The following is a 15,733-nucleotide window of genomic DNA, read 5'->3' on the forward strand; positions in this document are numbered from 1 at the left end:
ATTGAACAGGCTTCTTGGTAGAATCTTGCGGACGCTGAGGGCACTACTTACGGACTTACGGGACGGAGAAGTATAGCACATTGACATCCTCCCCTCCCTAAAGGAAGGAGATTCCCACTTCACAGAACCTTGCCTATCCACATTTACATGCAGACAGGACTTACAGTTTCTCCATGGGCTGACACCGCCAGTCCGGCGGCCAAAACGTTACGCGCCGCGTTGATGTCGCGGTCGTGGATAGTCCCGCATTCCGGGCATGTCCATTCGCGTACTTTCAAAGGCATTACCTTGACGGTATGTCCGCAGTCACTGCATCGCTTGCTGCTCGGATACCATTTGTCAATGCCGATCAACTCACGTCCATACCAGTGTGCTTTGTACTCAAGCTGCCGCACGAATTCAGACCAGCTTGCATCGCTGATCGACTTCGAGAGGCAGCGGTTCTTCTGCATGTTGCTGACAGCGAGACTTTCAATGGCGATCACTTGGTTTTCGTTTATCAGCCGTGTCGAAAGTTTGTGCAGGAAGTCCCTGCGCGAATCGGTAATCCTGACGTGCAACCGGGCTACTTTCAATCTGGCCTTACGCCGGTTTGCGGAGCCTTTCTGTTTTTTCGCCAGCCTGCGTTGCAGCTTTGCCAGTCTGGTTTCATTCCTGCGGAATGTGTTGGGCGAAGCAACTTTTTCGCCGGTCGAGAGGATGGCGAAGTGAGTCAGGCCCAGGTCAATGCCAATCTTTCCGACTGCTTTGTTCCTGGCGGTGACTTGATCCGTGCAAAGCATGGACACGAAATAGCGGTTGGCCGTGTCCTTGCTGACCGTGACAGTTGTCACGGTAGCGGCCTTCGGGATGGTGCGCGAAAAGCGGATATTCAGTGGGGCATCCATCTTCGCAATGCGAAGCTTCTTTCCGTCCCACTTGAACGCGCTGGTCGTGTATTCAGCCGACTGATTGCCGTCCTTACACTTGAACGCAGGATACCTGGCACGGCGAGCAAGGAAGTTGCTGAAAGCCGTTTGCAGATGGCGAAGGGATTGCTGAACCGGAACGCTGGAAACCTCATTCAGCCACACGTGCTCCGGTGTTTTCTTGAGCGCCGTGAGCATCGCGGAAGTGTCAGCGTATCCGACTCTTTCCTGACGCTGAAACCATGCATCAGTTCTCTGGCGCAGCATGTAGTTGTAGGCAAAACGAGCGCACCCGAACGTCCTGGAAAGATTTTCTTCTTGCTCAGGCGTTGGGTAAAAGCGGAATTTGTATGCACGCTTGACTTCCATTTACAGAATATATCATTTAAGAATATCAACGGAGGCAGGATGCAAGCTGCAAAATCGCCTCCTTATCTCCCCGGCCTGAAGGCCGGGGTCTCACGGAAACTTTGATGAAAACGCTGGATTTTCGCCGGGCGGGTGCGCGCATTGCCTTGGTCGTGCTGTTCACTGCTTGTCCGGTTGCGTTTGCTGATGAAAACGACGAGGTTGCCAAACTCTACCAGCAGGGCAATCTGGACAAGGCACTGGAACAGGCAAACGCGTACCTCACCCTCAAGCCCAAGGATCCGCAAATGCGGTTTCACAAGGGGTTAATACTGACCGAGCAGCAGAAAATTCCTGATGCGATCAAGATCTTTTCTTCACTGTCGGAGGATTACCCCAATCTGCCCGAGCCGTATAATAACCTGGCGGTACTCTATGCCAGCCAGGGCCTGTATGAAAAGGCGAGGGGAGCGCTGGAGGCAGCCATACGCACTCACCCCAGCTACTCCATTGCGCACGAGAACCTGGGCGATATCTATGCAAAACTGGCCAGCGAGGCTTACGGCAAGGCCTTGCAACTGGACCAGAGCAACGCGGCAGCGCAGACCAAGCTTGCGATGATCAAGGATTTATTCATCGGCAAATCTGGCGCGATAAGAACTGCATCCGCGGCTACCACTGCGCCGGCGCCGCCTGCTTCAGCCGCGACTCCATCCGCAGCCCGCTCCGCTGCCGCCGCAATGCCATCTCCTACTCCGCCATCTCCCACCCGATCCGTTGCTCCTGCGGCGCCATCTGCTGCCACGTCTACTGCTCCCGCAACGCCGCTTGCTTCCGTCCACGCCGCGCCCGGCAAGGCGCCGCAAAAATTATCGGAAAAAAAAACTGAAAAGGCGGAAAAATCAGCACCGGGAAAGATAGCGGCGGTTGAAACACATTCACCGGTAAAGAAATCCGGTGTTCCGGATGAATCCGACGATATCATCAAAACTGTCAATGCATGGGCCAAGGCATGGTCCGACAAGAATGTGACGGCATACTTCGCATTCTACGCAAGTGACTTTCAAACTCCTCGTGGCGCCAAACGCACAACATGGGAAAGAACGCGGCGTGACCGCATCATCAAACCAAAATCCATCCAGGTGGAAATCACTCACCCCAAGGTAACTTTAATCAATCCAACACGCGCGAAGGTAAGCTTCAGGCAGATCTATCACTCCGACGCATTCAAAAACGATTCGTCCAAAACACTTGAAATGGTTAAAACCGATGGGAAGTGGCAGATCCGGCAGGAGCGCTCCGGGAGATGAATGTGCAAACCCCGCCTGCCGGATGCACCCGGCGGCTGATAACCACGCTTGCCGGAATAACCGCGGCAGCGCTTTCGCTCTGGATTACCGCCGCGCTGGCCGAGGAAGCCTCGGGCCTATCCACTGCCTCCACGACCGGCCCGGAATCGATGCTCGTCAAGAGTCTCCAGGAAATCTCCGAGAGCCGCATGGATTCCGCATTAAACGGAATCGAGCAACTGCTCAAGACCAACCCCAATTTCCGGCTTGCTCATCTGATCAAAGGTGACCTGCTGCTGGCGCGCGCCCGCCCCATCCACACCATTGGCGAAACCGGGATGGCAATACAGCAGCCTATCGACGATTTACGCGAGGAGGCAAGAGCGCGACTTCAACGCCATCTGGCGCCGATACCGCTCGACATGACGCCCAAGTATCTGCTGCAAATGCCGCCTGAGCAGAAATACGCAATCATTGCCGATACAGGCAGATCGCGGTTATATCTCTATAAGAATGTCGATGGAAGCCCGCGTTATCTGGCGGATTACTACATCAGCACAGGCAAGAACGGTTCGCAAAAGCTGAAGGAGGGGGATAAAAAAACACCCATAGGCGTCTACTTCGTCACTGACAACCTGCCGCGTCAAAAGCTTTCGGATTTTTATGGAGGCATGGCATTCCCCATCAACTACCCGAACGAATGGGACAAAAGGCATGGACGCAGCGGTTATGGCATCTGGCTGCACGGCACCCCTCCGGATACCTACAGCCGTCCACCTCGAGCGAGCGATGGCTGCGTAGTACTTGCAAATGATGACCTGAGTGCATTGGCGTCAACACTTCAGGTCGGCATCACATCCGTCATTATCAGCGATCAGATGGAGTGGGTCAAACCCCATGATGCCTCCGCGTTGCGCAGAAAACTGGCCCAGCACCTGGAAAGATGGCGGCGGAGCTGGGAAAGCGGAAATATGGATGATTACGTCGCCATTTATGGAAACGATTTTTCCAGTGGCGAGCAGAAGCTGACGGAATGGATGCAAGACAAACGGCAGGCAGGTGCAGAAAAAAACCCGGCCAAAGTCGGCATCAGCAATGTGGGTATCTTTCTTTATCCCGGAAGGGACGATCTGGCGGTAATCAACTTTGATGAAGAATATTCCAGCAATGATCTTTCCAATAAAATCAAAAAACGCCAGTACTGGATGAAAGAAGATAAAAGCGGCTCCTGGAAGATCATTTACGAAAGTGCGGCATAATCAGGAAATTCAGGAAATCGTGGGCTGCCTGTCCTTTCTTCACCACATGCCGCTCGAGGACAGATCGAGCAGGAATCGACAGGTCCATGAACGGGTAATTCTTCCACTCTTATTATTACGGCCAAGCTAATGCATATTTTCAAAGTTTTCTCAGCCTTCGCGCTCTCTTTCAGCCTCACCGCTCTTGCCGCGAATTCCCCGGCAAGCTACCCGCAGGTTGAAATAAAAACCAGTCTCGGTAAAGTAGTGCTGGAACTCTACCCTGACAAGGCCCCAAAAACCGTCGACAATTTTTTGCGCTATGTGAAGGATGGGCACTATACCGGCACCATATTCCACCGTGTTATCCCGGGATTCATGGTCCAGGGGGGCGGATTCGACAAGACTTTCAAGCAGAAGCCCACCAGGCCACCTGTTGAGAATGAGGCGGGCAATGGCCTCAGGAATGAGATCGGAACAGTTGCAATGGCGCGCACCATGGACCCCCACTCAGCCACCGCCCAGTTTTTTATCAATGTGGCCAATAACACATTTCTCAATCACACCTCGCCTACCCCGCGCGGCTATGGCTATACCGTATTCGGCAAAGTCATCGAGGGAATGGACGTAGTCAACAGGATTGCTGCTGTTCCCACCGGTTCCGGCGGACCATTTCCAGCCGATGTGCCGAAGGAAACCATAGTAATTGAGGAAATGAGACTTATTGCAAACCCGTCTCTCGCCTCTCCCATCCACCCACAAAACAGGGATTGATATGATCAGACTGCACACCAACTACGGCGACATCATGCTCGAACTCGATCACGAAAAAGCGCCGGTAACTGTCCAGAATTTTATAGACTATGTAAATAGCGGGCATTACGACAACACGATATTTCACCGCGTGATTGACGAGTTCATGATTCAGGGAGGCGGTTTCGAACCGGACATGAGCCAGAAAAAGACTCGCGCCCCGATTGCAAACGAAGCCGGCAACGGACTCAAGAACGACAAATATACGATTGCCATGGCGCGTACCTCTGATCCCCATTCAGCAACCGGTCAATTTTTCATCAATGTCAAGGATAACGATTTTCTGAACTACAAATCGCCCACAGCGCAAGGCTATGGCTACTGCGTGTTTGGCAAGGTGGTAGAAGGCATGGATGTAGTGGACAAGATCAAAAAAGTTAAAACGGGTACACGCAGCGGTCATCAGGATGTGCCTGTAGAAAATGCGATACTGGAGAAGGCAGAGATAATTCAATAACGTTTGTTAACATCGTGAACATGTCTGCACCTAAAACTTTTTTCTCGCTTGGATTTGCGATCGCGCTGTGGCTGCCGGCCCCGGCTTTGCACGCCCTCCCTTTTGCAGACACGGTAGTCAGCTTTACCCCCGGAAACAGTAATTTCCCTGACAGCATCTACGGTGTGGAGGACGATAGCGGTGGCATTTATACAGGCCTGTCGGGAGAAGGCGTTTTTGATGCCCGTGCAGTAACGACCTTGGATGGAGCGGTGCTCGGACTGGGTGGGTCAGCCGGAACGCCCGGGTCCATAACTTTGCACTTCAGCGGCGGTGAGGTGGTGAATGGGCCCGGCGCGGATCTGCGGTTGTACGACACGCTCAGCTTTCAGGACGGGTTCAACCTGGAAATAAGCGCGGATGGGACACACTTCATGAACGCCTTTTTCTCCACCGGGAATTTGTCGTATTTTGAATGTTCTCTTCAGCAGCCTTGCACTGCCGATGTAGATATTGCAGGCCTCCAGCTGGATGCGTTCAGCTACCTCCGAATCACTGCCGCGGGTAACATCGTCCAAGGCTTTCCAGAAGCCTATACACTGGATGCCGTAGAGGCGCTCCACTATCGTTCCACCACGGTTCCTGAGCCCGGAACACTCGCATTGTTCGGCCTTGCTGCCGTCGGTCTGGCCTTTGTTCGCCGACGTAATGATGGAATTGCAGGTTGAATTGCGCTCGAACCCGCCAGGGGATGGTCGCCGCGGGCTGTCTTAGACTGTCTTATCTAGCTTATCTTTTATCGGGAGAAATCATGTCCACCCTGTCCACCTTCAGGCTCCTCATCGCGCTATCGATCAGTGCCTGGCTGGCAATGCTTTCCGGTTGCGCCACCACAACGGCAGGCGGCGCGGTTGGCGCAAACCGTTCCCAGCTTTTGCTCATATCCTCGGAGCAGCTGGAGCAAACGGCAGCGCAAGGCTATAGCCAGCTGAAAACAGAAGCGACCCAAAAAGGCGACCTGAACACGAATGAAAAACTGCTGGAACGAGTGCGCGCTATCGCTCGTCGCATCGAACCGCAAACAGGCATATTCCGAAAGGACGCTCCCGGGTGGAACTGGGAAGTCAATGTGATCGACAGCGGTGAGCTTAATGCTTTTTGCATGCCTGGCGGAAAAATCATGTTTTATTCCGGGCTGATCAATCAGCTCAAATTGACAGATGAAGAAATCGCTGTGGTGATGGGACATGAAATTGCCCACGCCCTGCGCGAGCACTCGCGCGAGCAGGTGTCGCAGGCTATCGCGGCGCAAACGGCACTGGGGGTGGGAACCTCAGTGTTCGGTCTCAGCCAGACAACCGCCCAAATTGCCAGCATCGGGTATCAGGCGTTCATCGCAACCCACTTCAGCCGCACGGACGAAGCCGAGGCGGATCGCATCGGGCTCGAATTGTCGGCTCGTGCCGGTTACAATCCCCGCGCCGGGGTCACACTGTGGCAAAAAATGATCAACGCCAATGCGGGAGGGCAACTGCCCGAGTTCCTGAGCAGTCACCCTGCTGATTCCACCCGCGTGCAGCAGATCGAGTCGCTGCTGCCAGTCGTCATGCCGCTTTATGAAGCAGCCCGCCACTGAGGGCTAAAGTTGGGTTAGCGGCCTCAAAGCAAGCTACTTGCGTCGGTAAGCCACCGGCGTCACTCGGGAAAACAGAAACAAAGCCGGCCTCCTTCCTTTCGGCCCGGCTTTGTCAACCCGAGGAACAAACTGCCTGCTACTTGACTACTGTTACAGTGACGGATGAGGATGCGCTATTTCCTGCCTCATCCTTGGCGACTATCTGAACAGTATGTGCGCCTGCCGCAACGTTACGTATATTCCAGTTGTAACCCAGCGTACTTCCCTTTCCGGTAGCCTTGAGCGCACCGTCGATGTAGAGCATATGGGTGATTCCCGCAGCGCCGCTGTCGTCGCTCGCATTCACGCTGATTGGCACGTTGTTACCCGAGACATTGCCTGCCACCGGGTTTACGATCTTCACCTGCGGCGCGGTAGTATCCCTGATCACCGTGGTCGTTCCGTTTGCCACATTCACCGATACGGTGGTCGAGGCCTTGGAGTTGCCGGCTGCATCGAACGCATACGCGACCAGGCTCGCCATGCCGTTGGCTACGCCTGTAGAATCCCACGTGAAGGTAAACGGCGCCGAAGTGTCAACCGCAATCGTGGTGCTGTTGACGCGCAACTCGACACGAGTCACTCCGATGTTATCCGAGGCGGTCACATTCACGCCAACCAGGCCCGTCACACTTGATCCGCCAGCAGGGGAAGTAATGGAAACCGCCGGGGCTTGTGTGTCTCCCGCGACCACTGCTGAGGCCGCCGCCTGCACCGCGCGTGCAGCATCGACCCGTCCATAGCCATAATAGGGATCGCGCCCAGCCGTACCCAAATCCACCGCAGTCGAAAACAGCAGGCTTTCGATCTGGGTATTGGGTAATGCCGGTTTTGCCGCCATCATCAGCGCCACCACGCCAGCCGTTACCGGGCTGGAGAACGAGGTGCCGGAAACCGCGCCATAGCCGCCCCCCCAAGTGGTCGTCCATATCCCAGCGCCAGGCGCAGCAAGAGAGATGTAGTTTCCGTAGCTCGACCAACTGGCCCTGGAGTCGTTCGACTCCGTGGCGGCTACAGCTACCATCGATGTCGTTACCGCATAATTCTGGAGAACCCCCGTATTTCCGCCACTCACGATAACCAGGCCACCTTTATCCTTCATGTATTGCGCCGCGCTGCGGGTGCTCGAACTGTCGGTCAGCCCGAGGAAGCTGGCATTGGCGACGCGAACTCCGCGGTCTGCCGCATAGATAAGCCCTTGAGAAATCGCACTCCAGGTAGCATACCCATTGCTCCCGCTCACGCGGACAGGCATTATTTTAGACTGCGCAGCCACACCGGCAACGCCCTGGGCATTGTTTGCCATGGCAGCTGCTGATCCTGCAACCTTCGTTCCATGCCCATAAACGTCCGATGTGTTGGAGTTGTTCTCGTAGAAATTCCAGCCTGGAACAAGCTGGGGTGAGAGATCAGGGTGATTTGGGTCAACCCCGGAATCCAGAATGGCAATGGTCACGCCGCTGCCTAGAGAGCCGTCCCAGGCGGATGGGGCCCCAATCTTGGGTAAATGCCAGGCGCTGCCATAGTAGGGATCGTTGGGGATGAGCGCAGGTTCCACTTCCTGGTCGATCTCAGCGAACTTGAATGCTGGATGATGCGCCAGCCGTGCCACCACCGCCTTCTCCGAAGCATTGCCCGGCAAGTCCACGATGTACAGATTGCTCTGCCCGATCTTCCTGCCCTTGCCGCCATGTTCGCCCAGAATCTTGGCCAGTTCCTTTTCCGGCAGCCCTGCGCGCGGCATGACGAGGATGCGACCCTTCGCCCAGCCAAGCGGCTTTTTCACTCCAGGCCCCCTGCCCTCCGGGGGCTCTGCGGCGACGAACGTGGAGGTTAGCCCGGCAAGGCCGGCGAGCAAGCCGATTGCCACGAAGCGTCGGAGAAAACTAATTCTCCCCCAGCGCACCTGGCGTCGTCCTGGCAAAATATTCGTCCTGCTTCTCGATGATGTGCCGTTGGTGGAAAGGCCGGCAGATGATGATGCTTTATGATGGTTGTGAATATTCAAGAACAGTTCCTCCTCGTGCTGTGGAGGCTGAACTGCCTGAATTGGCCTGAACCGGAATCACCCACGGAGAGAAATTATCCAAGTTTCAGGCTTCTGCTCGATTCCCGTCCATGAGCATATGGAAGGAGAAGTGGCGATATCTGGCAGTCCTGCCGTCCTGGGGTTTCCCCGGTAGACCGATGACTTTGCGTCCCCTCGCTTTCGCGAGGTTTGCCATTAACAGATACAAAACGATTACGCTAATTTGCGTCGATCATTGTATTGAATGAGAAACAAGGGAATTGCCGTAACAAAGGGTAGAAATCCCGCTTATAAAATGCTTTGGCCGGGACTCATTGTGCTAGTGAGAGGAGATGTCGAGAAAATGGGCGGCAAGATTATCTCCCTACTTTACGACAAGGCTTTGGCACCCCTTGCTGTGAGCGCATGTCCTGCTCACAAATGACAAACCCGCCGAAGCGGGTTGTCATTGAGTAAAAATACCGATACTTACTTTTTCTTTCCGTATCTACGCGAGGCGCCGATACTCAGCAGGCCAAGCCCCAGAAGTGCGAGCGTCCCCGGTTCGGGAAGCTCTTGAGACGGGGGTCCACCACCATTGCCTACAAATTTCAGTGATCCCGCTCCGCCTGGTCCTGCCCCCACCTGCTGGATATGCACCATGGCGAGTGCATCGGGTCCGCTGCCGTTTACGGCAACAGTAAAATCACTCACTAAGACAGTGGAGAAACCGTCCGCTGCACTAACTGTCCACGTGCTGAATTCGCCATTAGTAAACCGCGCAGACGGAGGGCCCGCGGGATAACCGAGGTCCAAATAGAAATCGTAACCTGCATCCCCCCCGGAGGGGTTAACCTCAAAAGCACCCGCAGTTACCAGTTGCGATCCACCAAAATTCGTGAATGAGCTTGTGTCGAGCAGGGGATCCCCGTCATATGAAAACAAGAGTGCCCTAATAAAAGCATCATCCCCAATGTTGTCTGCAAGATTATTTACTGAATTTGCAAATGTGAAGTCTACACTTGATCCATTCTGAGTTAGTGTCAGTGTGGCTACCGTAGCATCAGTAGTGACTAGGCTGCCAGTTACATACGTGTTTATATCAATGACCAGAGCGGAAGCCTGTGCGCTGACAAGCAAGCCCGCAAGCGCTGCGGATAATTTTAAGTATTTTTTTGAATATTTCACTATAACCTCCAATTAGAAGCAAAAAGTATGCTCCGATCAAATCGTTTAGCAATTTTCATGCCATGCATTACTATCTCAGCAAGGTATTGATTTAACATATGCTCAAGCAGAACAGCCAATATTGGTGTAAAAAAAATCGACGGGGGTGGGTGGTAATAACACCAAAATATCCCACCTTCCGATCCGTCTCTGCCGTTACCCCAAAAAAAAGCTCGCCGAAGCGAGCTTTTTATCTGTAATAGTGAAGCTGATTAAGCAAGCTTATTTCTCTGCCTGCGCGATACACCAAATCCCAGCAGACCAAGGCCCAGAAGGGTGAGCGTCCCCGGTTCGGGAATTTCTTGGGAAGGGGGGCCGCCACCACCGGGAACATTGAGTTCCGTTATCTGTGTTCCATACTGGAAACTGACGTTCGAAATGTCATCGGTTGTCAGGCCGGTTACCCCATTCAGGACAAATACCACCGCGTCCTGGATGAGAGGATCATTCTCCAGGCCACCGTTGGGATTAAAGCCCGTTGCAGCCGAAACGAGGCCATAATTCGTGCCATCAAGAGAGGTAGGATCATCCAGATTAACGCCATTGAAGTTGCCGAGATTCCCTGGCAAACCAGTCGATACATAACCCGAACTTGAGATTCCCCTGTCGGCCCCTCCGGTAAACGCAGCCTGCTGGTAGCCAAACTCGCCACCCACATTCGTGACACCGCTGCAACCAGGCTGATCGCAGGCTGCACCGACAAAGATCGAGCCTGGCGCCAGCATGGCTGAAACTGGCGTTAAACTACTTGGATCGGTCGCAAAATTCCAGAAGAGACCGGTAAGTGTGCTACCCGGAACATCCTCCCCGTCATTCGAGGGCGAGATGTTCTGCAGGGTGATAGTCAAGGTGTTCCCTGTGATATCAAACGTAGCCGATGCGCCGACGGGAACGAGTCCCGGACTTGTCTCTGATCCCGTGAAGGTGATGGCAGTTGCCGCAGCGTCCAATGAGACAGCTGCAAAAAGCCCTGCAAATGCTATGGAGAATTTCGAGTATTTCATTACGACCTCCTCTCAGTAAGCAGTAAACGAAAAACATGCCCCCTGACCGGATAGACGCAATTTACATACCATAAAGATTAAATTATTTCAAGCTTTTAATTTTTAATAGTATTTAACATTTTCTCCAATTGACAATCTATCTTGTTGTAAAAATATTCGACAAAAAAGGTGCCAAAAGAAACCCGGATGGCTTCTTGGAGCATAATTTGACCGTATGACTTAAACTGCTGCAAGTTTGCCTACCGAGTTGTCTCCACCCCGCCAATCTTCAGGAACAGTTATATCCTCTGACTACGGGTGCTTTGGCCATTGGACCGAAGTACATCCTCATCGGGCTCAGGTCAACAATCAGATCGATCGTGAGGAAGGACGACCTGCGTACCCATTCCGAACTGGTGAAATCAGGCAAAAACTGGATCAGGCAGGATACCTGGCCCAGCTTACAGCGCTATGTTCGTTCAGGTTTCTACCTGATTACTTGATCACTGTCACATTCACCGAAGCAGACGACGTATTGCCCGCCATATCCCTGGTGACCGCCCGGATGGTGTGTGTTCCCGCGCGAACATTGTTTGGACGGGTGTTCCAGCTATATCCTAACGTACTTCCTTTTCCGGTAGCCTTGAGCACACCGTCGATATAGAGCATATGGGTGATTCCCGAAGCGCCGCTATCATCACTTGCATTCACGCTGATTGCCACATTGCTGCCCGAGACATTGCCCGCGACCGGGTTTACGATCTTCACCTGCGGCGCGGTACTATCCCTGGTCACCATGGTCGTTCCGTTTGCCACATTCACCGAAACAGCGGTCGAAGCCTTGGAATTGCCCGCTACATCGAATGCATAGGCGACCAGGCTGGCCATTCCATTCGGCACACCTGCAGAATCCCAGGTGAAGGCGAACGGCGCCGAGGTGTCAACTGCAACCGTGGCATTGTTGACCCGCAACTCGACACGGGCCACTCCGACATTATCGCTCGCGGCCACGTTTACGCCGACCAATCCCCTCACGGTTGATCCGCCAGCAGGGGAAGTGATGGAAACTCCAGGCGCCTGCGTATCCCCTACCAGCGCGGTGCCGGCGGCAGCCTGCACAGCACGCGCAGCGTTCACTCGTCCATAGCCATAGTAAGGATCGCGTCCTGGCGTTCCAAGATCCACGGCCGTGGAATACAGCAGACTTTCAATCTGGGTATTGGGTAATGTCGGTTTTGCCGCCATCATCAGCGCCACCACGCCAGCCGTTATCGGACTGGAAAACGAGGTGCCGGAAACCGCGCCATAGCCACCACCCTTGGTAGTGCTCCAGATTCCCGCACCAGGAGCCGCGAGAGCAATGTAATTACCATAGCTCGACCAACTGGTCCGTGCGTCATTTCCGTCAGTGGCAGAGACAGGAATCATGGTAGTGGTCGCTACGTAATTTTGCTGCACGCCGGTGTTGCCACCGCTGACAATGACGAGGCCGCCTTTGTTCTTCATGTATTGCGCGGCATTCCGGGTAGTGGAGCTGTCCGAGAGCCCGAGAAAACTGACGTTCGCCACGCGCGCGCCGTGGTCGGCAGCATAAACCAGCCCTTGCGCGATCATGCTCCAGTAACCCATGCCGCTCAAGTCGGTGATGCGTATCGGCATGATCTTCGACCGTGCCGCCACCGAGGCAACCCCCAGCGCATTATTGCCAGCCGCTGCCGCCGCACCCGCAACCTTGGTGCCATGCCCGTAGACATCCGATGTGTTGGAATTGTTGTCATAGAAATTCCAGCCCGGCACCAGTTCCGTGGCCAGATCACCGTGGGTGCTATCGACTCCCGAGTCCAGAATGGCGATGGTCACGCCGCTGCCCAGGGAGCTGTCCCAGGCGGACGGAGCGCCAATCTTGGGTAAATGCCAGGCGCTGCCATAGTAGGGATCGTTGGGGATGAGCGCAGGTTCCACTTCCTGGTCGATCTCAGCGAACTTGAATGCCGGATGATGCGCCAGCCGTGCCGCCACCGCCTTCTCCGAAGCATTGCCTGGCAAATCCACAATGTACAGATTGCTCTGCCCGATCTTCCTGCCCTTGCCGCCATGTTCGCCCAGAATCTTGGCCAGTTCCTTTTCCGGCAGCCCTGCGCGCGGCATGACGAGGATGCGACCCTTCGCCCAGCCAAGCGGCTTTTTCACTCCAGGCCCCCTGCCCTCCGGAGGCTCTGCACCGGAAATGACCGGGGCCAGCCCCAGGAAAACTGCCAGTATCGCCACTGCAAAGCGGCGGCGAGATGAGGCAACACCTGCGAGTATGGTTGATATGAGCATTTCGGCAGGCCGTTCCGGTAAGCCGGTCTGCTCTTCCATCTTGTTGGCGTTCACGTTCGACTCCTTTCTGATTGTGAGAAATCAAGCTTCAAAAAAAGCAGCAATAAATCTGTAGGCCGTTACGTTTATAACGCGCCCCTGCGCCTTTCCATAGAAATCTGGAAATAAGCGTGCCGATATCTCTCCAATCCGGGATGACTGATTGAGATGCAGCAACCTGACCCAAAGCTGGAGGTCTGAGACTCCTGCCGGGATATCGGTCGAGCTAGCGGCTCGCGCCGTAGCCTGCAACGGAATGGTCCAGGGAATTAGCTGAAGAAATTCTCTGTGACATCATGCGCAAATCGAGTTGCCGGAAAATAAACTGAATCGGTTCCTGCAGAACAGCGCTCTCTCAAATATTCTTTTGTTGTTTCCAGCCCCTGCCTTTTCCAATAAATGATCAGCTTGAGCCCGTTTGAAGCATTTTCTATGCCAACCCTGCTCTTTTAGCTAAAACAAATACTTGAGGAAAAACGGGTCCCACGTGACCGTCGCCTTCCAGCGACGCAGAAATGATCGGTAGAGGATAAATTCCTGAGAATATGGGGATGTGAATGTCGTTGGAGAACGACGAGGCTATAGCGGATGAGGTGCGCGCGTAAGGAACATCTTTGGGGTAAGGAACATCTTTGGGGCAAGGATTATCTTCGGCGTAACTGCTACCGCTTATTGATCACAGGCTGGTCACAGGCGTGCCAGAAAACTCCATAACCGGTCTGGCCGTTATCGGACGCTATTCTGTAGTGGTACGAACGAATGTTCCCGTCACGGTCACTATTCCCGGTTCGGGCAAGGCTTCAATCCGGCCCTTTTCAAAACGCACACCCTGTAACTGCATTGCTACGGCCCACTTCAGCCAATCCGAGAATGGCACAGCCTTAAACGTGACCTGGACCTGATCATCACTCAGCGCATCGATGCCGTTCAAAGCATGGGAAAGCCCCAGGGCGTCTGCCTGGGTTTGAGCGAGTGCATGTAAATCGACGGATGACTGGGGCGTGAATGGAGTAACCTTTATACGCTCGTACCCGGCCGCCTGTTGCTCGAACTCTTCCGCCTGGACGCGCAGTTGCGGAAGGCTTGAGCGCATTCGGGTACGCGCCCTGTCCGCGGCGCTGACCAGCTCCAGATAAAGTACCGCGCTCAAAATCACGCCCAATATTATGATGACCCGCCGCTCCCGGGGAGAGCGTGATTCCCATGCTTTCCGCAGCCGTTCCCTCACGGGGTCCTCACCACGAGCACAATGACTCCGCCTCCCGCATCTGCCGGCGCCGGATTGATATCGACACTCATATCGTTTTCCCGCAATTGGGCGGCAATACGGTTCGCGAGCCCTTCCTCAGCGGCCAGTTCAAGCGTTATTCTCCCGCTATCATAGGAAACTGCGTGCAGGCTGCCAGGAGCCAATTCGCTCAATCCCGGCCCCACTGTTTTGATCATGGGCAAGAAATCGGCGGTATCAGGCACCCCTGCCGCATGCCGCGCCTCAGCGAGCTTTCGGCGCATCTGTAGCGCAGGGTCCACTACCGCGACCGCAGCCGGAAATAGGGCGCGAAACCGGGTTTCCATTTGCTGATGCAAGGTACGCTCCTCATTGGCAAGCAACGCCCAGTCAGCGGCAACGGCCAGGGAATGGATCACCAACGCTGCCGCGCCGATCCAGACTGCTGGCCACAGACGTGAAAAAAGCCCACTGAAAAGAGGCCAGCGTTTGCGTTCCTGCAGCAGGCTGATACTGGATTGCGGTGCCCTGCGCCAATCCCAGGTCCCCGCAATGTATACAGGAATACCGAGCACGCGCTGCCACGCTTCGATATGAGGCGCTGTCGCAGGATTTTCCATGACCCCACCGGCACCCCCCTCAAATGTCATTGCGCCTTCAGGCTCAATTGTATAGAGCGCGATGGATGCCGGTCTCGCTCCATGCCTTTCCGCATCTTCGAGCATAAGATGCAATGACAGCGGAGGAGACGCGTCGTCCCCGCAATCTGTTGCTCCCCCTTCAAACTCGCCGGTGCGCACGAAACCTTCCTGGCCATTCCAGGCGAGACTCCATTCTCCCGGCGTCCATGGCAATAACAGTGTTTCACAGTAAATTTCATCCACCCGGATAGCAGCAGCCTGCAGCGCATCGAGACACTCTGTCAGCCCTTTTTTATCCACAGCCGCGAGCACGCCCTCGTCTCCAGCGGAACCGATCCAGCTCACCTGATTAGCATCAGGTTCACGCAGCATCTCTTCTTCCACCGCAAAAGCCAGTACTGATCCAGTCCCCCGCCTGGCAGCGCCAGGTAAGCGAGCCCGTGTGAGCAAAACCTGGGCAGCTGGAATGATCAACTGGGCGGAACTCGCGTTTTTCGGCAGATCAGCTATCTGCCCTTCCCCTGTCAAGGGCAGTTCATCATCGCCAATCCATATCCATTGGCAGTTCAATGGTTCCT

General features: G+C 54.6%; 13 protein-coding genes and 1 riboswitch. Of the genes, 6 read left to right on the plus strand and 7 right to left on the minus strand.

The annotated features are described in order from the left end of the window. Nucleotides 1-143: 143 nt before the first annotated feature. Nucleotides 144-1,277 (minus strand): RNA-guided endonuclease InsQ/TnpB family protein, encoded by a 1,134-nt coding sequence (locus ACZ5BW_RS09825; protein ID WP_464539403.1) that lies wholly within the window; start codon nt 1,275-1,277, stop codon nt 144-146. 104 nt (nt 1,278-1,381) lie between these two features. Between ACZ5BW_RS09825 and ACZ5BW_RS09830 the strand changes: the two genes are divergently transcribed. From ACZ5BW_RS09830 to ACZ5BW_RS09855, 6 genes are all read left to right on the plus strand, one after another. Next, on the plus strand, nt 1,382-2,566 hold the full coding sequence (locus tag ACZ5BW_RS09830; RefSeq protein WP_464539405.1) for a L,D-transpeptidase Cds6 family protein: 1,185 nt from the start codon (nt 1,382-1,384) through the stop codon (nt 2,564-2,566). After that, nucleotides 2,563-3,804 (plus strand): L,D-transpeptidase family protein, encoded by a 1,242-nt coding sequence (locus ACZ5BW_RS09835; protein ID WP_464539407.1) that lies wholly within the window; start codon nt 2,563-2,565, stop codon nt 3,802-3,804. Before ACZ5BW_RS09830 ends, ACZ5BW_RS09835 begins: the two co-directional genes overlap by 4 nt. Before the next feature lie 129 nt (nt 3,805-3,933). Then, nucleotides 3,934-4,557, plus strand: a complete 624-nt coding sequence (locus tag ACZ5BW_RS09840; RefSeq protein ID WP_464539410.1) for a peptidylprolyl isomerase — start codon at nt 3,934-3,936, stop codon at nt 4,555-4,557. Between the two features lies 1 nt (nt 4,558). Further along, nucleotides 4,559-5,053, plus strand: coding sequence for a peptidylprolyl isomerase (locus ACZ5BW_RS09845; RefSeq protein ID WP_464539412.1), 495 nt, complete (start codon nt 4,559-4,561; stop codon nt 5,051-5,053). Between the two features lie 20 nt (nt 5,054-5,073). Further along, on the plus strand, nt 5,074-5,760 hold the full coding sequence (locus ACZ5BW_RS09850) for a PEP-CTERM sorting domain-containing protein (RefSeq protein WP_464539414.1): 687 nt from the start codon (nt 5,074-5,076) through the stop codon (nt 5,758-5,760). Between the two features lie 83 nt (nt 5,761-5,843). Beyond that, nucleotides 5,844-6,668 (plus strand): M48 family metallopeptidase, encoded by an 825-nt coding sequence (locus ACZ5BW_RS09855; protein ID WP_464539416.1) that lies wholly within the window; start codon nt 5,844-5,846, stop codon nt 6,666-6,668. A gap of 136 nt (nt 6,669-6,804) precedes the next feature. Here the strand turns inward: ACZ5BW_RS09855 and ACZ5BW_RS09860 are convergent, their stop codons facing one another. The 6 genes from ACZ5BW_RS09860 to gspL form a co-directional block, all read right to left on the minus strand. Further along, nucleotides 6,805-8,715 (minus strand): S8 family serine peptidase, encoded by a 1,911-nt coding sequence (locus ACZ5BW_RS09860; protein ID WP_464539418.1) that lies wholly within the window; start codon nt 8,713-8,715, stop codon nt 6,805-6,807. A 139-nt stretch (nt 8,716-8,854) separates the two neighbouring features. Then, a riboswitch (cyclic di-GMP riboswitch) is annotated at nt 8,855-8,940 on the minus strand. A 264-nt stretch (nt 8,941-9,204) separates the two neighbouring features. Continuing rightward, on the minus strand, nt 9,205-9,903 hold the full coding sequence (locus ACZ5BW_RS09865) for a PEP-CTERM sorting domain-containing protein (protein ID WP_464539420.1): 699 nt from the start codon (nt 9,901-9,903) through the stop codon (nt 9,205-9,207). A 251-nt stretch (nt 9,904-10,154) separates the two neighbouring features. After that, the gene (locus ACZ5BW_RS09870) at nt 10,155-10,946 is read right to left on the minus strand and encodes an XDD4 family exosortase-dependent surface protein (RefSeq protein ID WP_464539422.1); all 792 of its coding nucleotides are present in this window, start codon (nt 10,944-10,946) and stop codon (nt 10,155-10,157) included. 474 nt (nt 10,947-11,420) lie between these two features. Further along, entirely contained in the window at nt 11,421-13,301 is a 1,881-nt protein-coding gene (locus ACZ5BW_RS09875) for a S8 family serine peptidase (protein ID WP_464539424.1), read from the minus strand. 721 nt (nt 13,302-14,022) lie between these two features. Continuing rightward, on the minus strand, nt 14,023-14,514 hold the full coding sequence (locus tag ACZ5BW_RS09880; RefSeq protein WP_464539427.1) for a type II secretion system protein M: 492 nt from the start codon (nt 14,512-14,514) through the stop codon (nt 14,023-14,025). Beyond that, nucleotides 14,511-15,725, minus strand: a complete 1,215-nt coding sequence (gene gspL / locus ACZ5BW_RS09885; RefSeq protein ID WP_464539429.1) for a type II secretion system protein GspL — start codon at nt 15,723-15,725, stop codon at nt 14,511-14,513. Before gspL ends, ACZ5BW_RS09880 begins: the two co-directional genes overlap by 4 nt. Nucleotides 15,726-15,733 lie beyond the last annotated feature (8 nt).

It is taken from the genome of Nitrosospira sp. TNL300, assembly GCF_055385915.1.

Coding starts and splice junctions, on each gene's coding strand:
- ACZ5BW_RS09825 (WP_464539403.1), bottom strand. CDS start 1,277: ATGGAAGTCAAGCGTGCATACAAATTCCGCTTTTACCCAACGCCTGAG.
- ACZ5BW_RS09830 (WP_464539405.1), top strand. CDS start 1,382: ATGAAAACGCTGGATTTTCGCCGGGCGGGTGCGCGCATTGCCTTGGTC.
- ACZ5BW_RS09835 (WP_464539407.1), top strand. CDS start 2,563: ATGAATGTGCAAACCCCGCCTGCCGGATGCACCCGGCGGCTGATAACC.
- ACZ5BW_RS09840 (WP_464539410.1), top strand. CDS start 3,934: ATGCATATTTTCAAAGTTTTCTCAGCCTTCGCGCTCTCTTTCAGCCTC.
- ACZ5BW_RS09845 (WP_464539412.1), top strand. CDS start 4,559: ATGATCAGACTGCACACCAACTACGGCGACATCATGCTCGAACTCGAT.
- ACZ5BW_RS09850 (WP_464539414.1), top strand. CDS start 5,074: ATGTCTGCACCTAAAACTTTTTTCTCGCTTGGATTTGCGATCGCGCTG.
- ACZ5BW_RS09855 (WP_464539416.1), top strand. CDS start 5,844: ATGTCCACCCTGTCCACCTTCAGGCTCCTCATCGCGCTATCGATCAGT.
- ACZ5BW_RS09870 (WP_464539422.1), bottom strand. CDS start 10,946: ATGAAATACTCGAAATTCTCCATAGCATTTGCAGGGCTTTTTGCAGCT.